Source organism: Pseudomonas sp. DG56-2 (genome assembly GCF_004803755.1).
In the GTDB taxonomy this organism is placed as follows: Bacteria; Pseudomonadota; Gammaproteobacteria; order Pseudomonadales; family Pseudomonadaceae; genus Aquipseudomonas; species Aquipseudomonas auratipiscis.
Genome location: NZ_CP032311.1, coordinates 2,799,504 through 2,824,122, shown reverse-complemented (window position 1 = coordinate 2,824,122; position 24,619 = coordinate 2,799,504). Strand labels below are relative to the sequence as shown.

Annotated in this window: 21 protein-coding genes; 10 read left to right on the top strand and 11 right to left on the bottom strand. The window is 60.8% G+C overall.

All coding sequences use genetic code 11. The annotated features are described in order from the left end of the window. Positions 1-15 precede the first annotated feature (15 nt). Together D3Z90_RS12755 and D3Z90_RS12750 are read left to right on the top strand one after the other, a co-directional pair. Complete coding sequence (locus D3Z90_RS12755; RefSeq protein ID WP_136476138.1) at positions 16-1,782, top strand: acyl-CoA dehydrogenase; 1,767 nt, start codon at positions 16-18, stop codon at positions 1,780-1,782. Between the two features lie 422 nt (positions 1,783-2,204). Beyond that, positions 2,205-3,536: an MFS transporter gene (locus tag D3Z90_RS12750; protein WP_136476137.1), complete on the top strand. Its 1,332-nt coding sequence runs from the start codon at positions 2,205-2,207 to the stop codon at positions 3,534-3,536. Here D3Z90_RS12750 and D3Z90_RS12745 read toward each other — a convergent pair. Beyond that, entirely contained in the window at positions 3,533-4,429 is an 897-nt protein-coding gene (locus tag D3Z90_RS12745) for a LysR family transcriptional regulator (protein WP_136476136.1), read from the bottom strand. The genes D3Z90_RS12750 and D3Z90_RS12745 overlap by 4 nt on opposite strands. A 126-nt stretch (positions 4,430-4,555) precedes the next feature. On the opposite strand from D3Z90_RS12745, the gene mdlC reads away from it, so the two are divergent. From mdlC to D3Z90_RS12720, 5 genes are all read left to right on the top strand, one after another. Further along, complete coding sequence (gene mdlC, locus D3Z90_RS12740) at positions 4,556-6,142, top strand: benzoylformate decarboxylase (protein ID WP_136476135.1); 1,587 nt, start codon at positions 4,556-4,558, stop codon at positions 6,140-6,142. A 64-nt stretch (positions 6,143-6,206) separates the two neighbouring features. Then, positions 6,207-7,547, top strand: a complete 1,341-nt coding sequence (locus D3Z90_RS12735) for an aromatic acid/H+ symport family MFS transporter (RefSeq protein WP_136476134.1) — start codon at positions 6,207-6,209, stop codon at positions 7,545-7,547. 26 nt (positions 7,548-7,573) lie between these two features. Then, a complete protein-coding gene (locus D3Z90_RS12730) occupies positions 7,574-9,049 on the top strand; it encodes an aldehyde dehydrogenase family protein (protein ID WP_136476133.1) in 1,476 nt (491 codons plus the stop codon). Positions 9,050-9,169: 120 nt separating this feature from the next. Continuing rightward, positions 9,170-10,423: an OprD family porin gene (locus tag D3Z90_RS12725; RefSeq protein WP_136476132.1), complete on the top strand. Its 1,254-nt coding sequence runs from the start codon at positions 9,170-9,172 to the stop codon at positions 10,421-10,423. A gap of 114 nt (positions 10,424-10,537) precedes the next feature. Continuing rightward, entirely contained in the window at positions 10,538-11,251 is a 714-nt protein-coding gene (locus tag D3Z90_RS12720; protein ID WP_136476131.1) for a GntR family transcriptional regulator, read from the top strand. A gap of 6 nt (positions 11,252-11,257) precedes the next feature. Here D3Z90_RS12720 and D3Z90_RS12715 read toward each other — a convergent pair whose 3' ends face one another. The 3 genes from D3Z90_RS12715 to D3Z90_RS12705 form a co-directional block, all read right to left on the bottom strand. Continuing rightward, positions 11,258-12,208, bottom strand: a complete 951-nt coding sequence (locus D3Z90_RS12715; RefSeq protein ID WP_136476130.1) for a PDR/VanB family oxidoreductase — start codon at positions 12,206-12,208, stop codon at positions 11,258-11,260. Positions 12,209-12,232: 24 nt separating this feature from the next. After that, positions 12,233-13,300: an aromatic ring-hydroxylating dioxygenase subunit alpha gene (locus D3Z90_RS12710; protein ID WP_136476129.1), complete on the bottom strand. Its 1,068-nt coding sequence runs from the start codon at positions 13,298-13,300 to the stop codon at positions 12,233-12,235. A gap of 227 nt (positions 13,301-13,527) precedes the next feature. After that, positions 13,528-13,707 (bottom strand): hypothetical protein, encoded by a 180-nt coding sequence (locus tag D3Z90_RS12705; protein WP_136476128.1) that lies wholly within the window; start codon positions 13,705-13,707, stop codon positions 13,528-13,530. Positions 13,708-14,004: 297 nt separating this feature from the next. Between D3Z90_RS12705 and D3Z90_RS12700 the strand changes: the two genes are divergently transcribed. After that, complete coding sequence (locus D3Z90_RS12700) at positions 14,005-14,529, top strand: hypothetical protein (RefSeq protein ID WP_136476127.1); 525 nt, start codon at positions 14,005-14,007, stop codon at positions 14,527-14,529. A gap of 75 nt (positions 14,530-14,604) precedes the next feature. Here the strand turns inward: D3Z90_RS12700 and D3Z90_RS12695 are convergent, their stop codons facing one another. Genes D3Z90_RS12695 through D3Z90_RS12670 form a run of 6 tightly spaced genes read right to left on the bottom strand, consistent with a single transcriptional unit; the run spans position 14,605 to position 20,764 of the window. Next, the gene (locus D3Z90_RS12695; protein ID WP_136476126.1) at positions 14,605-16,005 is read right to left on the bottom strand and encodes an MmgE/PrpD family protein; all 1,401 of its coding nucleotides are present in this window, start codon (positions 16,003-16,005) and stop codon (positions 14,605-14,607) included. A 19-nt stretch (positions 16,006-16,024) separates the two neighbouring features. After that, the gene (locus tag D3Z90_RS12690; RefSeq protein WP_136476125.1) at positions 16,025-16,657 is read right to left on the bottom strand and encodes a TetR/AcrR family transcriptional regulator; all 633 of its coding nucleotides are present in this window, start codon (positions 16,655-16,657) and stop codon (positions 16,025-16,027) included. Positions 16,658-16,679: 22 nt separating this feature from the next. Next, entirely contained in the window at positions 16,680-17,504 is an 825-nt protein-coding gene (locus D3Z90_RS12685) for a CoA ester lyase (protein WP_136476124.1), read from the bottom strand. Continuing rightward, complete coding sequence (locus tag D3Z90_RS12680) at positions 17,501-18,343, bottom strand: MaoC family dehydratase N-terminal domain-containing protein (RefSeq protein ID WP_136476123.1); 843 nt, start codon at positions 18,341-18,343, stop codon at positions 17,501-17,503. The genes D3Z90_RS12685 and D3Z90_RS12680 overlap by 4 nt, the downstream gene beginning before the upstream one ends. A gap of 15 nt (positions 18,344-18,358) precedes the next feature. Next, the gene (locus D3Z90_RS12675) at positions 18,359-19,561 is read right to left on the bottom strand and encodes a CaiB/BaiF CoA-transferase family protein (RefSeq protein WP_136476122.1); all 1,203 of its coding nucleotides are present in this window, start codon (positions 19,559-19,561) and stop codon (positions 18,359-18,361) included. A gap of 39 nt (positions 19,562-19,600) precedes the next feature. After that, positions 19,601-20,764: an acyl-CoA dehydrogenase family protein gene (locus D3Z90_RS12670; protein ID WP_136476121.1), complete on the bottom strand. Its 1,164-nt coding sequence runs from the start codon at positions 20,762-20,764 to the stop codon at positions 19,601-19,603. A gap of 209 nt (positions 20,765-20,973) precedes the next feature. Here D3Z90_RS12670 and D3Z90_RS12665 point away from each other — a divergent pair, with 209 nt between their 5' ends. After that, the gene (locus D3Z90_RS12665; RefSeq protein WP_136476120.1) at positions 20,974-21,897 is read left to right on the top strand and encodes a LysR substrate-binding domain-containing protein; all 924 of its coding nucleotides are present in this window, start codon (positions 20,974-20,976) and stop codon (positions 21,895-21,897) included. Between the two features lie 75 nt (positions 21,898-21,972). On the opposite strand, the gene D3Z90_RS12660 is transcribed toward D3Z90_RS12665, so the two are convergent. Further along, the gene (locus D3Z90_RS12660) at positions 21,973-22,995 is read right to left on the bottom strand and encodes a substrate-binding domain-containing protein (RefSeq protein ID WP_136476119.1); all 1,023 of its coding nucleotides are present in this window, start codon (positions 22,993-22,995) and stop codon (positions 21,973-21,975) included. A 253-nt stretch (positions 22,996-23,248) separates the two neighbouring features. On the opposite strand from D3Z90_RS12660, the gene D3Z90_RS12655 reads away from it, so the two are divergent. Continuing rightward, positions 23,249-24,598, top strand: coding sequence for a uracil-xanthine permease family protein (locus tag D3Z90_RS12655; RefSeq protein WP_136476118.1), 1,350 nt, complete (start codon positions 23,249-23,251; stop codon positions 24,596-24,598). Positions 24,599-24,619 lie beyond the last annotated feature (21 nt).

Below are 24,619 nucleotides of genomic sequence, written 5' to 3'. Positions count from 1 at the left end.
TCGTAGAGGATAGGCATGCATCACTACAAGGCCCCATTGGACGATATTCAGTTTGTCCTCGAACACTGGTTGCAGGCGCCTGCTACCTGGCAGCAGATGCCGACATTCCAGGATTTGGACACAGATCTGGCCCGTCAGGTACTGGAAGAGGCGGGGCGGTTTTGCACGCAAGTACTGGCACCAATCAACACCTCAGGTGACCGCCAGGGGTGCCATTATGCCGACGGCGGGGTTCGCACGCCCGACGGCTTCGCTGCCGCCTACCGGGCTTATGTCGATGGCGGCTGGCCCGCGCTGGCCTGTGACCCGGCCTGGGGCGGGCAGGGCTTGCCTCAAGTGCTCGATGCCGCGCTGCAAGAGATGCTCTACGCCTGCAACCATGCCTGGGCCATGTACACCGGCATTGCCCATGGCGCCTACCTGTGCCTCAAGCACCATGCACCGCAATGGTTGCAAGCGCTATACCTGCCAGGCATCGTCAGCGGAGAAGTGCTGCCGTGCATGTGCCTGACCGAGCCCCAGGCCGGCAGCGATGTCGGCTTGTTGCGCTGCGCTGCGCTTCCCCGTACCGACGGCAGCTACAGCATCACCGGCAGCAAGCTGTTCATCTCCGGCGGTGAGCACGACCTGACTCACGACATTCTCCACCTGGTACTGGTGCGGCTACCCGAGGCACCCGTTGGCAGTCGGGGTATTTCTCTGATGCTGGTGCCCAAGTGGCTGGAGCAGGGTGAACGCAATGGTGTGTACTGCGACGGTATCGAACACAAGATGGGCATCAAAGGCAGCGCTACCTGCGCCTTGCGCTTCGAGCAGGCGCAAGGCTGGTTGATCGGTGAGGCTCATCGCGGTTTGGCGGCGATGTTTGTGATGATGAACTCGGCGCGGCTGCACGTTGGCCTGCAGGGGCTGGGGCACGCAGAGGCCGCCTGGCAAAGCGCTCGTGACTATGCTTTGGAGCGCCGACAAATGCGCGCGCCGAAGCGCCCGGATAGCATCCTTGCCAGCGCCGCCGACCCGATTCATCTGCATCCGGCCATGCGCAGGGTACTGCTGGAATTACGCGTGCGCAGCCAGGGCATGCGCGCGATTGGCTACTGGGTCGCACACTGGCTGGACCTGGCCGATGCCGCCGCGCAGCCCGAGCAAAGGCAGCGGGCCAAGCAACTGGCGCAACTGCTGACACCGATTATCAAGGCAAGCTTTACCGAGCAGGGCTTTACCCTGGCCAGCAAGGCGCTGCAGGTGTTCGGTGGCTATGGCTACACAGAGGAGTTCGCCATCGAACAGACCCTGCGCGACAGCCGCATTGCCATGATCTACGAGGGCAGCAACGAAATTCAGGCCAATGACCTACTGCTGCGCAAAATACTGGGCGATGGCGGCAAAGCGTTTGGCTTGCTGCTCGATGAACTGCGAGAGGAGGCAGTTGCAGGTTTGGTTGACGAGGGTGCTAAGCGCTATGCCGGTAGGTTGCTTCAGGTATGTACTGCACTTCAGGCAACGTTGACGGACGTGCAAAGGGTTGCAGCATACGACACTGAGTACCCGTATCGCGCTGCGGCCGATTTTCTCCAACTGTGCGCCACTGCGTTGCTGGCATTTGCCTGGGCACGGGCGGCACGTTGTGCGATGGCGCTGGAGCCTGGCAACCCGCAGCGTAAGGAAAAGCTGGAGAGTGCCGACTTTGTCTTCGATTACCTGCTGCCGGCATTTGATAGTCAACTGGCAGCCGTACAGGCAGCACAGGCATCCCTGGCATTCATCGGCTCACAGACATAGAAGTAAGCAAGGGCCAATCCGCTCGTGGAATATCGGGTGAGATTATCGCCTATGGATCCATTGAGCCCGTAAGTTCGCAGGTGAACATGGGCGATTATCGAACGGTATTATTTAGTTTAATTATGCAAACTAAAGCATTGAAATATATGAATAAATATTAAAAATCTTTGCGCATATAGACAAGAAAACCCAGCGAAAGACTCAGCGTCAGCAACTAGGCCCCGTTGTTTATGGATCCATTATTTGATTGATTAGCCCCTGGCAGCGTCGGGAGCCCTCCCGAACGTAGGCGATAACAATTACAAAAAAGGTTCGGTCATGAATGGCTTACCAAGGGTGCGCACCTGCCAGGGGTCGCGCCGCTCGCTTTGTGTGTGCTCACGTCTCTTCACGCTGGTGGCCGCCGGCCGGCAGGTGACGCTATGAACATTGACCTCAAGCATCGGGTCGACCACGGTCCAATGGGCAGTTTCCAATGCCTGGCCATCGGCATATGCATTCTCTTGAACATGATCGATGGCTTCGATGTGTTGGTGATGGCCTTCACTGCGGCATCGGTTTCTGCCGAGTGGGGCTTGAGCGGGGCGCAGATCGGGCTGCTGCTCAGCGCCGGGTTGTTCGGCATGGCGGCAGGCTCGCTGTTCATCGCGCCCTGGGCCGATCGCATTGGCCGGCGCCCGCTGATTCTATTGTGCCTGGCGCTTTCAGGTGCCGGCATGCTGCTCTCGGCGTTAAGCCAGACGCCCCTGCAATTGGCACTGTTGCGCGGGCTCACGGGGCTAGGTATCGGCGGCATTCTGGCCAGCAGTAACGTGATCGCCAGCGAATACGCCAGTAAGCGCTGGCGTGGCCTGGCAGTCAGCCTGCAGTCTACCGGTTACGCCCTTGGCGCAACCCTGGGTGGTCTGCTGGCGGTATGGCTGCTAGGGCATTGGGGGTGGCGCTCGGTGTTCCTGTTTGGCGGCATTGTCACCTTGCTGGTGATTCCCCTGGTACTGCTGTGGCTACCCGAATCCCTGGATTTCTTGCTGGCGCGCCGCCCAGCCAATGCCCTGGCGCGGGTCAATCGCCTGGCCGTGCGCCTGGGCCAGCCTGCACTGACGCATTTGCCGGCAGCCCAGGCAAGCGTGGCGGGTGCTGCTACCGGGTTCCGCCAGTTGCTGACCCCGGCTCTGCGCCGCACCACCTTACTGATCTGGTTGTTGTTCTTCCTGGTGATGTTCGGCTTCTACTTCGTGATGAGCTGGACACCCAAGCTGCTTGTCGCCGCAGGTTTGTCGGCCGAGCAAGGCATTACCGGCGGGGTGTTGCTCAGTGTCGGCGGGATCGTTGGCGCGGCGCTGATCGGCGGGCTTTCTTCGCGCTGGCCGCTGGTGCGGGTGCTGGCGTTGTTCATGCTGATTACCGCCGGGCTGCTGGTGCTGTTTGTCGGCAGTGGTTCATCAGTGAGCACGCTGCTAGGGCTCGGCCTGTTGATCGGGTTGTTCTCCAACGGTTGCGTGGCCGGGCTGTATGCGCTGTCGCCGGTGGTCTACGACACCTCGGTGCGCGCCACCGGGGTGGGCTGGGGCATCGGCATCGGGCGGATCGGCGCGATCCTGTCGCCGATCGTGGCCGGGGTACTGCTTGATGGCGGCTGGCAACCACTGCACCTATATGGGGTGTTCGCCAGTGTCTTTGTGCTGGCCGCCGGTTGCCTGTTGTTGCTCAAGCCAGCACGCACCCCGGCGCAGCCAGTGATGGCCGGCGCCTAGGCCTGACCGTCGATGATCGCCTCGGCGACGGTGGCGCAGAACCATTGCAGGGCTGCGGCACTGTCGCTGTTGGGATGCCAGTGCAGTGACACCGTGAACGCGGGCACCTGGAACGGCAGCTCGAGCATCTTCATGCCGCCTTCCTGGATGAACAAGCGGGCGATCTGCGCCGGCAGTACCGCAAGCAGGTCGGTGCCGGGGAGGATTTTCGGCAGTACCGAGAAGTGCGGCACCTGCAGGCTGATCCGGCGCTGCACGTTCATGGCCGTCAACACGTCCTCGACGCTGCCGTGGCCGGTGGTACGGGTAACGGTGATATGACGCTCGGCAGTGAATTGCTCAAGGCTCAGCGCTTGGTTGATGCGTGGATGGTCGAGGCTCAGTAGGCACACATAACGCTCGTGCATCAGCACCTGGCTACGGGTCCCGGCCACGGCTGGGCGGCAGATGGCCGCGTCGATCTTGCCGCTGGCCAGCCAGTCGCCGACCTGGTCCACCTGCAGGGGCAGTACTTCCACTTCAGCGTGAGGCGCTTCGCGGTTGAGACGCGCCAGGATCAGCGGCAAGAAGCCCATTTCGCCAAGGTCGGAAAGGGCGATGCGAAACCGGCGTTCGGTGCTGCTGGGGTCGAACTGGCGCGTGCTCTGCACGGCGCTTTCGATGCGGGTCAGCGAGTCGCGCAACGTGGTGTACAGCTGTTCGGCGACAAAGGTCGGCTGGATGCCGTCGCGGGTACGGCTGAACAGCGGGTCGTCAAACAGTTCGCGCAAGCGTGCCAGGCCATAGCTGACCGAGGGTTGGGTGACGAACAGGCGCTCGGCGGCGAGGGTCACGCTACGGGCCTCGAAGAGGACGACGAAGGTGCGGATCAGGTTCAGGTCGAAGTTGCTCATGGGGTCTCGATGCACGCGCTGAAATATAGATAGGTTTTATTTTTGATAGAGATAGTATCAATTTGATCAATCTACTGGTGGCTGCAAAAGTAACCCACATTCTAAAAACGAGCTGCAAGGGTCTTTATGAAAACGGTTCACCGCGCCTCCTACGACATTCTTCGCCAGCATGGCCTGACCACCATTTTTGGTAATCCCGGTTCCAACGAGCTGCCGTTTCTGCAGGGCTTTCCTGAAGATTTTCGCTACATCCTCGGCCTCCACGAAGGCGCGGTGGTGAGCATGGCCGATGGCTACGCGCTGGCAACCGGTCAGCCAACCTTCGTCAACCTGCATGCCGCCGCCGGAACCGGCAATGGCATGGGTGCGTTGACTAACGCCTGGTACTCTCACAGCCCGCTGGTGATCACCGCTGGGCAACAGGTGCGGTCGATGATCGGCGTCGAGGCGATGTTGGCCAACGTCGACGCCGCGCAGTTGCCCAAGCCGCTGGTCAAGTGGAGCCACGAGCCGGCCTCGGCGCAGGATGTGCCGCGCACCTTGAGCCAAGCGATTCACATGGCCAGCTTGCCGCCTCGCGGCCCGGTGTACGTGTCGATTCCCTACGACGACTGGGCCTGTGCAGCGCCTGCCGGTGTCGAGCACCTGGCCCGACGCCAGGTGACCAGCGCCGGCCTGCCTTCGCCGGCGCAGCTTGAGCAACTGTGCGAACGTTTGGCCGCGGCGCGCAATCCGGTGCTGGTACTAGGGCCTGATGTCGACGGCAGCGGTGCCAACCACCACGCAGTACAGCTTGCCGAAAAATTGCGCATGCCGGCCTGGGTAGCACCGTCGGCCTCGCGCTGCCCGTTCCCGACCCGCCACGCGTGTTTCCGGGGCGTACTGCCAGCGGCAATTGCCGGTATCAGCCGCTGTCTGGCGGACCACGACCTGATCCTGGTCGTCGGTGCACCGGTGTTCCGTTACCACCAGTACGCACCGGGCGACTACTTGCCTGCCGATTGCGAGCTGCTGCACATCACGTGCGATGCCGGGGAGGCTGCCCGCGCGCCGATGGGTGATGCGCTGGTCGGCGACATTGCCCTGACCCTGGCGGCGCTGGTCGACAGCGTGCCACAGGTGGATCGACCCATGCCCACAGCTTTGCCCCGTGCACAGCCGGTGGTCGAGGACGGTGGTTTGCTGCGTCCGGAAACAGTGTTTGACCTGATCAATGCCTTAGCGCCAAAGGACGCTATCTACGTGAAGGAGTCCACTTCTACTGTCGGTGCATTCTGGCAGCGTGTGGAGATGCGTGAGCCGGGCAGTTATTTCTTTCCGGCCGCCGGCGGACTTGGCTTTGGCCTGCCTGCAGCGGTGGGCGTGCAACTGGCGCAAACAGATCGACGCGTGATCGGCATCATCGGCGATGGATCGGCGAACTACGGCATCACGGCACTCTGGACTGCAGCCCAGTACAACATCCCGGTGGTGTTCATCATTCTGAAAAACGGCACCTACGGTGCGCTGCGCTGGTTCGCCGATGTGCTCAATGTCAGCGATGCACCGGGACTGGATGTACCGGGCCTGGATTTTTGCGCCATTGCCCAGGGTTACGGGGTGCACGCGGTACAGGCAGCCAGCGCCGAGGCCTTTGCCAGTGCTTTCAGCGAAGCGCTGGCGGGCAACCGTCCGGTGTTGATCGAGGTACCCACGCAAACCATCGAACCCTGACAAGGCTTGTGTAACCGCGGCTTTGCGGGCGCGCCTATGTCCACAATAAAAACAAGAGGTGGCTATGAAAACGACTTCTGTCAGTGAAGTGATCGACGCTGCACCCTTCAATCGCACCCATCTGCTGATTCTGATGTGGGGCTGTTTCATCATGCTATTCGATGGCTACGACATGGTGATCTACGGCTCGGTGGTACCACGCCTGATGCAGGAGTGGCAGCTCTCCGCCATAGAGGCCGGCACCCTGGGTAGCTGTGCGCTGTTCGGCATGCTCTTTGGTGGTACCTTGTTGGCGCCACTGGCTGACCGCTTTGGCCGTCGCAAACTGATTATCGTCACCACGTTGCTGGCCAGCCTTGCGGCGTTCATGACCGGCCATGCGCAGACACCGATCGAGCTGGGGGCCTGTCGCCTGATCACCGGCCTGGCACTAGGGGCGCTGGTGCCCAGCGCGGTGAACCTGATCAGTGAGTTCGCTCCGCAAGGTCGGCGCAGTACCATGATTACCGTGATGTCGAGCTTCTATTCGGTGGGCGCCGTGCTCTCGGCCCTGCTGGCGATTGCGGTGATCCCGCAGTGGGGCTGGCAGACGGTGTTTTACGTGGCGGTGCTGCCGGTACTCGCGGTGCCGTTCATGCTGCGTTACTTGCCGGAATCAGCCGCGTTTCTCGAACTCAAGGGACGCCGCGCCGAGCTTGATCAGTTGCTGGTCAAGGTTGACCCAGGCTTTCGTCCTGGCACCGAGTTGCGCCTGCCAGACAATGACAAGCACGTACGGGGCGCACGCCTGCCGCAGTTGTTCAGCAAAGGCCAGGCCCTGGCGACGCTGCTGCTGTGGGTAGCATTCGCCATGTGCATGCTGATGAGCTATGGGCTTAACACCTGGTTGCCCAAGCTGATGGCACACGGGGGCTACCCACTGGGTTCGAGCCTGGCATTCCTGGTGACCCTGAACATCGGCGCCACCGTCGGCGCATTGTTTGGCGGCTGGCTTGCCGACAAGCTGGGCGTGCAACGCACCCTGGCGTTGTTCTTTGTGCTCGCGGCACTGTCGTTGGCGGCACTGGGCTTCAAGCCCGGCCCGCTAGTACTTAACCTGCTGCTGTTGATTGCCGGTGCCACGACCATTGGCACCCTGGCGGTTATCCATGCCTACGCCTCGATTGCCTACCCTGCGCATATCCGCTCCACCGGAGTCGGTTGGGCTGCCGGTATCGGCCGGCTGGGCGCCATCGCAGGCCCCATGCTCGGCGGCAGCCTGTTGTCGCTGGACCTGCCGTTCCAACAGAACTTTCTCGCGTTTGCCCTGCCGGGCGTAATCGGCGCGCTGGCCATTGTCTTTATCCAGGTGCGTGCGCCGCGGCAGGCTTGCGAGCCTGAAACGGCCAGCAAGCCGACTGCATGACCCTTATCTTGTCCAAGGAGCCTCCCATGACCGAAACGTGCCCTCATTACAGCGACCTGCACCTGCAACCGATCGCGGGCCAGTGGCGCACTGGCGCTGCGGGTAAAAGCCTGCGAGTCACCAATCCGTATAATGATGCGCTGCTACTGGAGATCCCGCAGGCCAACCGCGATGACCTCGATGCTGCCTACCGCGAAGCCGGGCGGGTGCAGCCGCACTGGGCCGCGCTGGGCCCGGCGGCGCGCGCCGCGGTGCTGCATGAAGTGGTGGCGGTGTTTGACCGGCGCCGAGACGAAATCATCGACTGGATCATCCGCGAGTCGGGCAGCACTCGCCTCAAGGCCCAGCTGGAATGGGGGGCGGCGCGGGCCATTGCGCTGGAGTCGGCGTCGTTCCCGGCGCGGGTGCACGGGCGTATTGTCGAGTCCAATGTCCCAGGCAAAGAGAGCCGGGTGTACCGCAGCGCGCTTGGCGTGGTAGGGGTGATCAGCCCGTGGAACTTCCCGCTGCACCTGACCCAGCGCTCGATTGCACCGGCTTTGGCACTCGGTAACGCTGTGGTGGTCAAGCCCGCCAGTGACACCCCGGTGTGCGGCGGCTTGCTGCTGGCGCGGATCTTTGAAGAAGCGGGATTGCCTGCGGGCGTGCTCAGCGTGGTGGTAGGAGCTGGCAGCAAGATTGGCGATGCCTTCGTCGAGCATGAGCTGCCCTCATTGATCACCTTCACCGGCTCCACCCCGGTGGGGCGCGGCATCGGCCGAATCGCCAGCGGCGGTGAGCACCTCAAGCACGTTGCGCTGGAGTTGGGCGGCAACAGCCCATTCGTGGTGCTCGATGACGCTGACCTTGAACAGGCAGTGAACGCTGCGGTGTTCGGCAAGTTTCTGCACCAGGGGCAGATCTGCATGGCGGTCAACCGCATTATCGTCGACAACAGCCTGTACGACGCCTTTGCCGAACGTTTCGTCGAGCGGGTCAAAGGCCTTGCGGTCGGCGACCCCAACGCGCAAGACACGGTGATCGGCCCGGTGATCAATTCCCGCCAACTGCAGGGTTTGCAGGAAAAGATCGCCTTGGCGCGTCACGAAGGTGCCGAACCGCTGTACGAAGGCGGGGTGGACGGCAATCTGCTGGCGCCGCACGTGTACGGCGAAGTCACGATCGACATGGACCTGGCCCGTAATGAAATCTTCGGACCTCTAGTAGGGCTTATCCGCGCACGCGATCAAGCGCATGCCCTGGAGTTGGCCAACGCCAGCGAGTTCGGGCTCTCCAGCGCGGTGTTCAGTGCCAATCTGGAACGCGCGGTGTGCTTTGCCCGGCAAGTACGGGCGGGCATGACGCATATCAACGACATCCCGGTGAATGATGAGGCCAACGCGCCCTTTGGCGGTGAGAAAAACTCGGGGCTTGGACGCTTCAACGGCGATTGGGCGATTGACGAGTTCACCCGTGATCACTGGATCAGCGTCCAGCATTCGCCGCGCCAGTATCCCTTCTGATGCCTTGAGTCACTGAGTACTGCCCGGCGTTTGCCGGGATTTAACGCAGCCACTGATGGACGGGCCCTGAACGGCCTGTCGGGGAGCGGCTGTGCCCATGAAAAGCGGAGAACAATAATAATGATCCACACTCCCTGCACTTTGTCGCGCGCGGTTGCCACCGCCTCCTTGATCCTGGGCGCGAGCCTGCCGGCCTGGGCCGAGGACGGCGGCTTTTTCGAGGATGCCAAGACCGACCTGCTGCTGCGTAACTATTACTTCAACCGCGATTTTCGTGATCCGGGGGCGGCTAAAAGCAAGGTCGACGAGTGGGCCCAGGGTTTTATCCTCAAGTTCGCCTCAGGCTACACCCCGGGGGTTGTCGGCTTTGGCCTCGATGGCATCGCCATGTTTGGCATGAAGCTAGACAGCAGCCGAGACACCAGCGGCTCGGAACTACTGCCAGTGCATGACGATGGTCGAGCGGCAGATGACTACGGTCGCGCTGGCGTGGCAGCGAAAATGCGTATCTCGGCCACCGAACTCAAGGTCGGTGAATTGTTGCCGGACATCCCGCTGTTGCGCTACGACGATGGCCGCTTGCTGCCACAGACCTTTCGCGGCGCGATGCTCGATTCGCGGGAGATCGAAGGCCTTAGTCTGCAGGCTGGCCAGTACCGCGAAGTAAGCTTGCGCAACTCATCGGACATGCAGGACCTGTCGGCCTGGGCCGCGCCTGGGGTGACCTCCGACGGCTTCAACTACGCCGGTGCCGAGTATCGCTTCAACGAGCAGCGTACGCTGGTCGGCGTGTGGCATTCGCAGCTCGAAGACATTTATCAGCAGAGCTACTTCAACCTGCTGCACAAGCAGCCGGTGGGCGACTGGGTACTGGGTGCCAACCTGGGCTACTTTATCGACAAGGACGATGGCCAGGCACGTATCGGCGACATCCAGAGCCGTACTGGTTATGCCTTGCTGTCGGCCGCTACCGGCGGCCACACGCTGTATTTGGGGTTGCAGAAAGTCAGCGGCGACAGTCAGTGGATGTCGGTGTACGGCAGCAGTGGACGGACCCTGGGCAACGACATGTTCAACGGCAATTTCAGCAATGCCGACGAGCGCTCCTGGCAGGTGCGCTACGACTACAACTTCGCCGCCATGGGCATTCCCGGATTACTGGCCATGGTGCGTTATGGACATGGCGAAAACGCGACCACGGCGGCGGGCAGCAACGGCAAGGAATGGGAGCGCGACACCGAGGTGGGCTACACCATCCAGAGTGGGACCTTTCAGCGCCTGAGCATCCGCGTGAACAACGCCACCAACCGGCGCAGCTTCAATAGCGATTTTGACCAGACCCGCTTGATCGTCAGTTACCCGTTGTCGTTCTAGGCAAGGGCTGAAACACCCAGTGCACCGAGCAGCGGTCTTGACGGTAACGAGGCCGCTGCCACGCTGCTCACCTTAAGGTAGTATGACGGTCCATGTGTTGTGGAAGTCGCCTGGATGAGTAAGCCCGGTCAATTGGTACTGATTGCGTTGCGCAAAATGATTGCTTCGGGCGAGTTGGCGGCCGGTGCACGTTTGATGGAAATCCCTACCGCCGAATTGTTCGGGGTTTCACGCATGCCGGTGCGCATGGCGTTTCGCACCCTGGAGCAGGAAGGGCTGTTGGTGCGCTTCGGCGGGCGGGGGTTTCAGGTACGCTCGGTCAGTGCCGACGATATTGCCGGGGCCGTCGAGGTGCGCGGTGTGCTCGAAGGCCTGGCTGCACGCCAGACCGCTGAGCGCGGTTTGTCGCAGGCGGCACGAGAAACCCTGCAGCGCTGCCTGCACGAAGGCGATCAATTGTTTGCAAAGGGCTTTGTCACCGAGGAAGACCTCGAGGCCTATCATGACCTCAACATGCGCTTTCACCAGGTCATCGTCGAAGGCAGCCACAACCCGGCAATTGCCGATGCGCTGGCCCGCAACGACCACCTGCCGTTCGCCTCGGTCACCGCGCTAGCCGTCGACCGCCATGACCTGGCGCGCGAGTACCGGCGCTTCAACTACGCGCACATGCAACATCACTCGGTGTTCGACGCATTGGTCAACGGCCAGGGCGCGCGTGCCGAGGCAATCATGCGCGAGCATGCCAATGCCACCTTGCGCTATGCCGAAACCTTCGGCGCGGCAACGACCGACGAGCGCATGAAGGTGATCCTGCCCTCGTCGTGACGTCGTTCAGATATCGAGCACCAGCAAAGGTGTTTTAGCGCGCGAGCAGCAAGGCGTGAACTGATCGTTCAGCGCCTGTTCTTCTTCAGTCAGGAATAGGTCGCGATGCTCCGGTACGCCATCGAGCACCCGGGTCAGGCAGGTGCCACAAATACCTTGCTCGCAAGACATGGCGATCGCGATGCCGTGTCGCTCCAACACCTGCACCACCGTCTGGTCGGCGGGAACCTCGAAGACCTGGCCGGTGCTGCCTACCTGCACTGAAAAGCTGCCGTCGTTGTCGGTGTCCACCGGCGCGGCGGCAAAATATTCGCGGTGCAGACAACTGTCCTGCCAACCCTGCGCCTTGGCGCTGTCGAGCACATGCTGCATGAAACCACCGGGTCCGCATACGTACAGATGGAGGTCGTCCTGGGGGTTGGCCAGGACCTTACTGGTGTCCATGGCGGTTTCGGGTTGTTCGTCGAGGTGCAGGAACAGGCGGTCGGCAAACGCTGCGGTACGGATCCGTTCGACAAAGGCTGCGCGCTCGCTGGAGCGGGCGCAGTAGTGCAATTCAAAGTCCGCGCCGATGTGAGCCAGACGCTCAGCCATGCACAGAATCGGGGTGATGCCGATGCCGCCGGCAAACAGCAGGCTGCGCCGGGCGCCGTGGGCCAGCGCAAACAGGTTGCGTGGTTCGCTGATACGCAGTTGTGTACCACAGTGGATGTGTTCATGCAGGCTGCGCGATCCGCCTCGTGAGGCGGGGTCCTTGAGTACGCCAATCAGGTAGCGATGGCGTTCCTCGGGATGGTTGCACAGGGAATACTGACGGATCAGGCCGTCGGGCAAATGCACATCAATGTGCGCGCCGGCGCTGAACGGCGGCAACGGGCTGCCATCGACAGCCGCCAGTTCATAGCTGCAGATGTCTTGCGCTTCGTTGTTACGGGATACCACCACGACATCGATCATGTTCGCTCCTTGGGAGTAAGTGGCTCAGGCCGGTGTGGCGCTGCTGGCAATCAATTGCGCCTCGGGTGCGCGCTCCTGGGCGATCAACTGATCGAGGATCTTGCGCGACTGCACGCCGCCGGCATCGATATTGAGCTTGAGCAGGTTACGCTGCGGGTTGTCGAGCAGGTTGCGTTGCTGACGCTCGAGCATCTCCAGGTCTTCGCTGAAAATCTTGCCTTGGCCCTCGCGGATGCTCGCGGTCAGAGCGGTGTCCTGTGCGGCGAAATTGCGCGCCATGCCCCAGAAGTACCAGATAGAGGTATCGGTTTCGGGGGTAATGAAGTCGACGACGATACTCGATGCCTTGTGCTGCACATCGGCGTGGTAGCCACCTTTGCCCGCATGGGCGACGCCCACTTCGATCAGCACATGGCTGGGTGGGGTGAAGCGGCAGATCTGCCAGCGATCCACTGGCACATCGTCGGCCAGGCCATTGCCGCGCAGGGCCATACGCCAGAACGGCGGGGCCATGATGTTCTCCATGTGTCGGGCTGTAACCACCTCGTTACCGTTGACCGTCGTCACCGGAGGGGCTTCGTCGATTTCCTTCTGGCCGATGCTGGAGGCGTGAACATAGGTTTCGTGGGTCAAATCCATCAGGTTGTCGATCATCAGTCGATAATCGCAGCCGATGTGGAACAGCCCGCCACCGTAGGCCCACTCATCACTCACGGCCCACTCTAAATGCGGGATCAGGCCCTCATCTGCCAGCGCCTGATCACCGGGCCAGACCCAGACAAAGCCATAGCGTTCGACCACGGCAAAGGTCTTGTTGCACGGAAAGCCACGCACCCTTTGCCCGGGCATCTCGACTGTTTTGCCGTCGCAACCCATCACCAGGCCGTGGTAGCCGCACACCAGATTGCCGTTCTCGACATAACCCAGCGACAACGGCGCACCGCGATGCGGACAAAAATCTTCTACCGCAGCGACGCGGCTCGCCTGGCCTCGATAGAGAACGATGCGCTCACCGCAAATTTGCCGACCTAATGGCTTTTCAGCAATTTCGTCAGCGGTGCAGGCGACATACCAAGTGTTCTTGGGGTACATGGAGGCTCTCCGGTCAGCATTGTTGTTATTTAATGGATCCATTAAATGTGCTTTGTGGAGAGGGCGTCAACAGATTGCAGTGAGTTATCCCGCCTTTCTGGGCGATAATCGAACGGCGGAGAGGTCTTAATGGATCCATAGCCGGGGAGGGCTATGGATTTACGCATTATGCTGAAGGCAGGGCCGGCAAGGAGGGTGTTAGCGGAAGCGGTGGCGCCCGGCGTTGATCAACGGTTCGTTTTGGCCTGGCGTGAACGCTGGTATCGACTGATACCAATCTGAACGCCTGCCGCTACCAGGCAGAGCAAGCCAATCTTCAATGTCGAGTTCATTTCGTAATGCTCGCAAACCTTTCCTACGAGTATCACGCTGGTAAAGATGGCGATCGGTAAAATCAGCTTGTTCATTTCATTCCCCTAGCGAAGGGGCCGAGTGTACGGAGCTGTATCTAATGGCGCCAGGTTCAACTGATGTGTGAGCGCTCGGCAAAGTCCCCTGTTGCGTTGAACGGCAGCTCGGCAGGTGCTGCTCCTTTCGTTCGATAGGCGCTGACCACAGCGCAGCACTGCCATCTTTTTTATATTCATCTTTGGGTTCGAACCCGAGCCGCATGTATTCGCAACGATCCGATGAAATTTTCTTTGAGCCAGTGGTTCTATAGCAGTCATCCACGTAAGGCCTTGAACACTTCCAGGAGCATGCGAGTGCCACGAATCATTACGCCGACAACCCCTGAGGAAGAGATCAGTGAGCACAATGCGCGGATGTTCGGCTCGCCGAAGGAGCGCCTGGATTTCTACCGCAAGGAAATTCAGTACGAGACCAGTATTCTGGCCAACCGCACAGATGCGTACCTGGCTGCTCAGTCTTTTCTGGTCATTGCGTTTGTGTCGTCGATGGGCAACCTGAACCAGGGGTGGGGTGAGATGTTCACCCTGGTCGTACCGGCGTTTCTCGCATTGCTGGGTGTACTGAGTTCGCTGAATGCCTGGCCGGGCATTCGCGACGCCTACCGCATCATTGATCACTGGCAGTTGAAGCAGAGCCACCTTTTGCGCAGCGAGCCAATGATGGGGTTGGTGTATGACGAGTCACCCTTGTTCTGTGAGGCGGAAACCTCCCGTGCGGGCCATCGCAAATCACTGCTTTTTTCACTGCGTACGCCGTGGATCTTTCTTGGCTTCTGGGTGCTTTTGGGCAGTTACTCGGTCTATATCCAGCTGGCATAAGTGCCATTGTGCGAGGGGGCGCAGCTTGACGCTCACCCCCTGTTGGCGATCACGTGTGTCTTGCAAGGCCGCGAGTCAGTCCATCAAGTTGTTTAGGCTTGGCGCCTGACGCAACCCCCATACCCGCTGGATCAGTACGTTAGCCTGATCGGCATTCAGCGCACCGGCGTAGGCCAGCAAGCGGCGGAACTTGTCTTCCAGCGCCTCGCGGCTCAGTGTATTGTCGGGGTCACCTTTGGGTGAGTCGATCGCCGCACGCAGCACACGTCCGTCGGTAGTCTGTACCTCAACCCGGCCCAGCCAGCGCTGCGGGTATGCACTGTCGACTTCGGCGTCCAGCTCCATACTGACTTTGTCGCGTAACGCAGCGACTGCTGAGTCGGTCAGCGCCAGTTCATCAAACTCGGTCAGTCCCGCTTTGCCATGCACGGCGAGCAGGCCCAGCACGGTGCCCATGGAAAATTTGGCCTGGTGCACGGTTTGCGGCACGCTGACTCGGCCCAGAACATCGATAGCACCTTGGTGCACGCGCGTCACCACCCGGGCAATGTGCTGGTGGGTGAGGCCTTCGCGCTGCATCAACAGCAGCAGTGCGTCTGCAGCCGGGTGGGTATGGCGGCAAGAGGCATGGAACTTGAAAGAGGTTTCCAGCAGCGCCCAACGGCTGCCGAGTCGGTCAGACAAACAGGCTGGGCGCGCATCGCTGGACATCCCGGCCGCCATGCCTTGCTCACCTTCAAGGATATCGCGAGCACCGGTCAGGCCGTCTGCGGTGAGGTAGGCCGCCAGCAGCCCGTCGGCAGCTGCCTTGGCCGTGTGCAACTGCTTGGAATCGGCTGCGTCGCGCAGGAATGCCCAGAGCCCGGCGGCCTGGGTGCCCGCGCTGCCCAGCAGGTTGATAAAGGCCTCTTGGTCGAACTCCATCAGTTTGCCGACGGCCACCGCAGCGGCGAGGGTACCGACCGTTGCCGTGGTATGGAAGATGCGATAGTGCGAGCGCCCCAGAAACTCACCGATTCTGATGCCTGCCTCATAGCCGGCGACAGCTGCAAGAAGTAACGCCTGGCCGCTCTTGCCCAAGTCCTGGGCCGCAGCAAGCACGGCGGGGAATACCACGGTAGCCGGGTGGAGAACGGAGCTGTTGTGCAGGTCATCCTGCTCGACCAGATGCGAGGAGGCAGCATTGACCAGAGCGGCAAAGTAGGCGGAGCTGCGTTGGCCGCTTACTAGAATAGTTGCAGGCCCGGAGGTCGGCCCCATTTTCGCCGCGTAGCGCTCAAACAACGGAATCGGGTGCGCGCCCTGGCTGGCCAACGCCGAGCCTAACCAATCCAGGAACAAGTCCTCGGTGCGCGCCAGCACCGCGTCGGGAAGGTCGGCATAAGAAAGGCGCGCCAAAAACGCGGCCAGTTCACAGGTATGGTTGACATCCGAGTCGTCACAAACAGCGTTCAGTACAGGGTTGCTGGAAGTCATTGTCAGTCCTCGCTTATTGTTATTCGGTGACGCGCTTCTTGCTCGATGACCTGCAGTCAGGCCTGACATCGAGAAGGCGCGAGATCATGTGGTAGTAGTGTGTTTCCAGGCGGGCGGGCGTCCAGGGTTCAGGGCTGTGCTGCAACCCCGTGGCACTGCCAATCAAGGCCAGAATCGCGCTTGTCGCAAACGCAGCGTCGATATCGGCGAAAAGCCCCTCCAGGCGACCGCGCTGCAACAGGCCCTGCAGATGCGCCGGCAAACTGTGGGTCCGCTGTTCCAGCCAACGCTGCGAGTGCAGGTCGAGATGGCGATATTCATGTGCGAGCACTTTCATTTCATCGGGATGCGCAGCCTGCCATTTCAGCAAAAAGCCGATAAAGCTGCGCAATTCGCCGAGTGTGCCGGCGCGCCGCGAATGCTTGCGCCACGCGGCATCGCGCGTTTCGAGCATGTCTGTCAGCACATGCAGCAAGACCTCTTGCTTGCCTGCAACATGGTGGTAAAGGCTACCCGGCAACAGGCCGGCCCGAGTAGCCAATTGGCGCATGGACATTGCGCCGTAACCGACCTCGGCCAGTAAATGCCGGGCCGCTTCAAGAATGAAGTCTGCGCACTGTGGCGTGCTCGCAAGCTGGGCAACTCTAGGCATTACGCTCTCCCCAACGCACGATTCACGAAGGCTTCTCGGCCCGTAGCAGGATCGACCGCGCGCGACCGATCACGGGGGCATCGATCATCTGGCCGTCAAGCACGAAAACCCCACCCCCGGTTGCCGTCGCGTCGATTACCCGTCTTGCCCACTCCAGCTCTTCACGGCTGGGGTGCAGCGCTGCATGTATGACCGCAACCTGGCTCGGATGAATGCACAAGGCGCCGCCAAAACCCATGTCGTGAGCAAAGCCGACGCTGTCGCGCAGGCCGTTGCTGTCGCTGATATCCGGGTGCACGCCATCCAGCGCTGGCGACAGATCGGCGACTCGGGTCTGCAGCAATACTGCATAGCGGGCCTGAGTCAGTATTTGTTCGGCTGCGGGGCTGCTTTGACGCAGGTTAAGGTCAAGCCCCAGATCCAGGCTGCCGAAGCACAGGCGTTCGACGCCCGGCGCCTGGGCAATGCGCGCAAGCTCCGCCAGGCCTCGGGCGCTTTCGATGATTGGCCATACCGGTTTGCCGGTAGCATGTACCGCCTGTACCTGATCGTGACTTTCCGCTTTTGGCAACACAATGCCGATGACACCGGCGAAACGTCTACACAGAGCCAGATCCGCTGCATGCGCCCAATGCTCGGGGGCGTTGATGCGCACCAGCACCGTCACATCCGGCTGAGCACAGAGAAACTGCTCGAGGTTGTCACGGGCTTGCTCCTTGAGGCTTTCTTCAACGGCATCCTCCAGGTCGACAATCACCCGGTCGGCACCGCTCGCCAGTGCTTTGAGGATGCGCTCGGGGCGGGTAGCCGGTACAAACAGGGCGCTACGAACAACTGAATTACTCATGCGCTGGCTCCTTCAGTGAACTCGACGTCACCCAACTGGGCGCTGCCTTCTTCGTTACCCGCCCAGACCTGAGCCTTGCCGGGCGAGGTCACTGTGCCGCCAACCTCGAAGGCTTTTGGCGAGATCAGTGGTCGCACACCGCGAAAACTGAAGCGCTTGAGTGTCACCCCTGGGTGGGCTCGCAGGAAAGCACGCAAGGCCAGGGTTGCGATCAACGGCCCGTGCACCACCAAGCCTGAATAGCCCTCGGTGGTGGTCACATACGGCCAGTCGTAGTGAATGCGATGACCATTGAAGGTCACCGCCGAGTAGCGGAACAACAGTGTTGGGCTGGGCTCGACCGGTTCTCGCCACTGGCCCTGGGGCAGGGGATCGGTACCGCCCTGCTTGGGCGGAGTCGGTTCGCGGTAGACGATGTCTTGCTCATCGATCAGGGCGCATTCGCCTTCGTGGTAGTACTCGTGACGCACCGTGACAAACAACAACGAGCCGGTACGCCCCTGCTTTTCTTCAACCTTGCGCAGGGTGGAAAGACGTTCGATGTGTGCATCGACTCGCAGCGGCCGATTGAAGGTCAGGCGGCTGCCAGCCCACATGCGATTGCGATTGTTCGCCGGCGGCAGGAAACCTCCCCGTGCGGGGTGGCCGTCCTGACCGAGGCCGTCTTCAGTTACCGGATCGACAAAAAAAGCCCAATGCCAGAGGGGTGGCAGGGGTTCGCCGGGCAGAGGCGCGACTTCGCCCAGGGTCGCGGCAATGCGCTTGACCATGTTGTAACTTATCTGGTCGCGGCATTCTTCGACGCGGCCCACCCAGCTGGAATAATCAGGAGAGGTCATGGTGTCGTGTCCTTTTCAAATGACGCCGTCGGCACGTAATAGCGCGATGTGTTCAGCAGACATGCCCAGGCCCGAAAGAATTTCACCGGTGTGCTCACCCAGGGCGGGCACCGCTGCCATACGTGGGATATAGGCGTTGCTGTTGGCCGGAGGTAGCAGGCTAGGCACGCTGCCAGCGGCCGTCGAAACGGTACGCCAGCGATTGCGCGCCTTGAGCTGTGGGTGGTCCCACACACCCTGCATGTCGTTGACCCGGGCGTTGGCAATCTGCGCCAGATCAAGGCGCTCGATCACTTGATCGAAGGTAAGGGTTGCAAAGGTAGCGACGATCAGTTGACGCAGCGCCGCTCTGTTCTCGACACGCTTGAAGTTGGCGTTGAAGCGCTCATCGGCGCTCAGTTCAGGTTGCTGCAGAACTTTGTCGCAGAACGCCTGCCATTCGCGCTCATTCTGTAAGCCGAGCATCACCGTGCTGCCATCGCCGATCGCAAACGGCCCGTACGGGTAGATGGTTGCGTGAGCAGCGCCAGCGCGGGGTGGCGGCGGGGCGCCTTCATAGGCGTAGTACAGGGGGTAGTTCATCCACTCCACCAGGCTTTCGAGCATCGACACATCAAGGTGGCTGCCTTCACCGGTGCGCTCACGCAGCAACAGTGCGCTGAGGATACCGGTGTAGGCATACATACCTGCGGCGATATCGGCAATTGAGCAACCGGCCTTGGCCATTTGTTCATCGCCCGGGCCACCGGTAACCGAAAGAAAGCCGCCTTCGCTCTGGATCAACAAGTCATAGGCTTTCTTTTTCTCATAGGGGCCACCGACGCCGTAGCCGGAGATATCGCAAACGATCAGCCGCGGAAAACGTGGGTGCAAAGCTTCGTACGACAGGCCCATGCGTGCGGCGGCGCCAGGCGCAAGGTTCTGCACCAGCACGTCGGCGCTGCTTAGCAGGTCGTCGAGTATCGCGCTGGCGGCGTCGTGCTTGAGGTCCAGGGACAAACTTTGCTTTGAGCGGTTGGTCCAGACGAAATGCGAGGCCAGACCGTTGACGCGCTGGTCGTAACCGCGGGCAAAGTCGCCGACGCCGGGACGTTCAACCTTGATCACACGTGCGCCAAGGTCGGCAAGTTGGCGAGTACAGAAGGGGGCAGCGATTGCATGTTCGAGGCTTACGATGGTAATCCCGTCCAGTGGACGTACACCTGAAGGCTGGCTCATGTTGTTCTCTCTGTTGTCATCAAGGCAGGCATACGGGCATCAGAACGAACGTGGCAGCTCCAGCAGATGCTCGGCGACGTAGGACAGAATCAGGTTGGTGGAGATAGGGGCGACCTGATACAGACGCGTTTCGCGGAACTTGCGCTCCACGTCGTACTCCGTGGCAAAGCCAAAGCCACCGTGAGTCTGCAGGCAGGCATTAGCGGCTTCCCATGACGCCTTGGCCGCCAGATACTTGGCCATATTGGCGCTGGCGCCTGCGTTCTTGCCGCTGTCGTACGCTTCGCAAGCCTGCCAGCGCATCAAGTCAGCGGCTTCGATTTCGATGTGGGCTTCGGCAATCGGGAACTGCACGCCCTGGTTCTGGCCGATAGGTCGGCCGAACACCACGCGATCGCGGGCATACTGCGAGGACTTTTCAATGAACCAACGGCCATCGCCGATGCACTCGGCGGCAATCAGGGTGCGTTCGGCATTGAGGCCGTCGAGGATGTAGCGAAAGCCTTTGCCTTCTTCACCGATCAAGCTGTCGGCAGGAATTTCCAGGTTGTCGAAGAACAGCTCGTTGGTTTCATGATTGACCATGTTGGCAATCGGCTGCACGGTCAGGCCGTTGCCGATGGCTTCGCGCAAGTCGACGAGGAATATCGACATGCCCTCGGATTTTTTCTTTACCTCAGCCAGCGGGGTAGTGCGGGCCAGAAGAATCATCAGGTCGGAGTGCTGAACGCGGGAGATCCAGACCTTCTGGCCATTGATCACATAGCGGTCGCCCTTACGCACCGCGGTGGTCTTGATCTTGGTGGTGTCGGTGCCGGTGGTGGGCTCGGTGACCCCCATCGATTGCAGGCGCAACTCGCCGCTGGCAAGTTTCGGCAGATAGTAGCTTTTCTGCGCTTCGCTACCGTTACGCAGCAAGGTGAACATGTTGTACATCTGCCCGTGGATGGTGCCCGAATTGCCACCGCAGCGGTTGACCTCTTCAAGAATCACCGAGGCCTCGGCAAGGCCCAGGCCAGAGCCACCATATTGCTCCGGGATCATTGCCGACAGCCAGCCTGCAGCGGTCATGGCACTGACAAAGGCTTCGGGAAAGCCTTTCTCTTCGTCGATTTTGCGCCAGTAAGTGGCATCGAACTGCTCGCACAAGGCGCGCACGCCTTCACGGATGACATTGAGTGCTTCGTTATCGCGTGTTGTCATTATTGTTGTCCTTGAAGAACCCACAGAATGGAGCGGGTGTGTCTGCCCATTCTGGATGGCTGCAAGGAGCGCGACGATTACCATTTTTTTCTTTGAGATATGCCCATTCGGCATAGCTTCTCCGCCCAGCTTTAAGGAAAGCCTGGATAACGTTCGAGCATTGGCGATAGGCTGTGCGCGCCGCCCCAAGCAATCCGACGGGAAAAAGAATGGACGTTGTTCAACTCAAGACCCTGATTCATGTCGCCGAGCTCGGCAGTCTCAGCAAGGCCTCCGACCGCTTGCACATTGCCCAGCCTGCGCTCAGTCGACAGATTCGTCAGCTGGAGAAAGAGCTGGGCATCTACCTGTTCGAGCGCCATGGGCGTGGAATGGACATCACCGACGCCGGCCGCGAGGTATTGGCGCACGCCACGCGGATCATGGAAGAGATGGAGTCGATCCGAAGTTCTGTTGGCGGTGGTCGCGCAGCGTTTCGTGGCTCGGTGATCATCGGTACCACACCGACCATTGCAGAAATCGTCACGGTGCCGCTGGTGCGCAAGATCCGTGAGGCACACCCGGAACTATCGATTCGGTTTTCCTCGGCGTTCAGTGGCTACCTGCTTGACTGGCTGCAGCGAGGCGAGCTGGAACTGGCGATCTCCTATGACCCGCCACCGCTGCACACCTTGCGCATTGTGCCGGTGATGATGGAGCGCTTGCTCTTGGTCGGGCCGCCGAGTGCGGGTTTGCAACTGGATACCCCTGTAGCCTTCAGCAGCCTGGGCGAGCAGGAACTGGTGTTGCCCAGTGCCCGTCACGGCCTGAGGCTGATCCTCAACAATTGCGCGCAAGAGGTTGGCATCAGCTTGAGGACACAGGTCGAGGCTGATTCTTTCGGGGCCATGATCGATCTGGTACGCAGCGGTTTCGGTCTGACTGTTTTGCCGCTGGCCTCAATCTGGGCGCAACTGCAAAACGGCAGCCTGTGCGCCGCGCCGCTGGTCGATCCGGTGCCGACGCGCAAGCTGGTGCTAGTGTTTCCGGCAGATCGACGGGTGAGTCCAGCGGCCAAGTACGTAGGCGAAGCCTTTATTGCCACCGCCTCCGATCTGGTTGAACGCAAGATCTGGGCGGGGCACATGCTATGAGCGGTGTTTTTTTGCGAGTTTGTGAATAGCATTCTTCATCAGGAATTTTTTCCTCTGTGCGCCCGCTGCTAGCGGTTACGTCGTTCGGGTCGATTCGCGTGGGATCAGGGTCGCCAGCGGCGCGTCGATGCGCTGGCGCGTGCCGGTATCATTGATTTGCTCGAAGAGCAGTTCGATAGCCAGGGATGCAACGTCTTCCAGGTGCATGTTCAGCGCGGTCAGCGGTGGGTTGCATTCGCGTGCACGCAAGCCGTCGTAGCGCGTCACCACTTTCAGGTCCTGGGGAATTTTCAGCCCTTTGTCCCGCAACGCGCGCACGGCGCCGGTGGCAAAGGCGTCGACCGGCACACACAGGCCGTCGATACCTGGGTGCGCGTGTAACAACTCCATACACGCAGCCGCTCCGGCAGCTTCGCCACCCCCTTCGTCGGCCCGAACAATTGCGGGCTGCTGATTGTTGGCCGCGCAATAGGCCCGGTAAGCCTGTTCCATGTCCAGGTAGGAATGCCGCGACTGCACGCCAATCACCAGTCCGATACGCTGCGCGCCTTGTTGCTGCAGGTGCTCGAGTAGCAGGTTGCCGATTGCCTCGCCATGCATGTCGATGTACGGCAAGGCCTGGGCCTCGGGTTGGCGACCGATAGACACCAGCTTCACGCCGCGTTTGCGCAGGCGCGCAACATTGGGATCGTTGGCGACTGGCTCGATGATCACCGCGCCGTCGATATCCAACGTATCCAGCAGCTCCCTGGCCTCATCCATGGGCGGCACCAGCACCAGGGCCACGCCCCGGCGTAGCGCGGCTTCGGTTGCGGTGGCGGCAATTTCCATCAGAAAGCCCAGACGCGACGAACCACCTGCCACGGCAAACGGCATGGAGGAGAGTAGGGCAATAGCGTTGGCGCGCCCCGTGCGCAGGCGCTGGGCGCGCAGGTTGGGGCTGTAGCCCAGGCGCTCAGCAACTTCCTTCACCAGTGCCCGAGTGACCGGATCGACTTGCCCACGATCATTGAGCGCGTGGGACACGGTGGTGCGCGAGACCCCGGCGGCGTTGGCAACATCGGCAATAGTCAGGCGGCGAGAAGTGCTGTTAGGCATAGACGGTTGGCTCTTTAAACAATGGCGGCAGTTATACGCTGACTGAAGGCTATCAGCTACTCAGACACACTTGCGGCAATGGATGCGTTGACAGTCGATTGGAACAGGAATACATTCCACCCAAATCGATTTGGGTAAGTCGTCAAATCGATTTGGTAGGGAAGATGGCAGCATTTTCCCAACCGAGGCTCGTCCAGATCCAAATAACAATAATTCAATGGGCTGTCGCCGACGGTCCAGGTCGAGGTGGGATATGCCGGATATCGAAAAGAAGCTTGTTTGCCCTGTTGATGAGCGCCTGCCGTGGCGCCAGTTACTGATGTTTGGAGCCCAGCATGTGCTGGTGATGGCGGCATCGCCGATTGCGTCGGTGTTCCTGATGGCCACGGCGCTGGGCTTTTCCAGTGAGCTGACGTTGCAACTGCTCAGCGCCACCTTTCTGGTCTGCGGGTTGGGTACGCTGTTGCAGTCACTGGGGTTGCGCGGCTGTGGCGCGCGCTTGCCATTCATCATGCTGCCCGGTGGCGCACCGATCATGCTGTTCATTCTGATCGCCCAGCAAAACGGGGTAGCTACGGCATCGGGCGCGGTGATCCTCACCGGGGTTTTCTATTTTCTGGTGCTGCCAGTGTTCCGTCGCCTGCTGCGGTTTTTTCCTTCGGTGGTGGTGGGCACCATGTTGCTGCTGGTCGCCGTTAACCTGGTCAAGCTGTCGGGCCAGTTGATTGTCGGTGCGCCTGGCAGCGTACACTTTGCTGCACCCCAGCAACTGCTTTTGGCCTTTGCCACCATCGCCATTACCGTCCTCTGTGCGCGGCTGATGCGCGGCACGCTGGGCCAGCTGTCGATTCTGCTGGGCTTGCTCGGTGGCAGTTTGCTTGCGGTCGCCATCGGCGCATTCGACAGCACCGGCCTGAGTGTCTATCCGTTGCTGAGCCTGCCGACCTTCATGCCCTTTGGCGTGCCGCACTTCGATGTCTTCGCCTCGATTCCACTGATGCTGTTTTGTCTGGTGTCGATGGTTGAGGCCACCGGCCAGACCGTGGCCATCAGCGAAGCAGTCGACAAACCCCTCGACGTGCATAAAGACGTGGTACGGACCATTCGCGGCGACGCTGTGACCTCGATACTCGGCGGTTTCATGGGTACGTCACTGATCATCACCAGCGGCGAAAACATCGGCGTGATCCGCGCCACCCATGTGCGCTCACGCTATGTGACGGCTGTTTCCGGCGTATTGCTGCTGGTCTTCGCGTTGCTCGCACCGCTGGCACGGTTGATCGAAGGCGTACCTGAAGCCGTGGTCGGCGGTACCAGCCTGATTGTGTTTGCGATCGTCGGCACCATGGGCATCGACATGCTGCGCAAAGTAGACCTGCGCAACCACGGCAACATGTATGTGGTGTCCATCGCCATGGCCGTCGGGTTGCTGCCGATTCTCGTGCCTGGCGTTTACAGCCAGTTTCCCAGCGGCGTCGCCGGGTTGCTCGGCAATGGCGTGGCCATGGGCGCGCTGACCGCGGCCGTCATGAACTTTCTTTTCCATTGTCTTGGCCAGCATCACAGCGCCGTTGATGGCAAGACCAAGCTGATCAATTCCTGACCGCACACTAAGGCTTTTTCT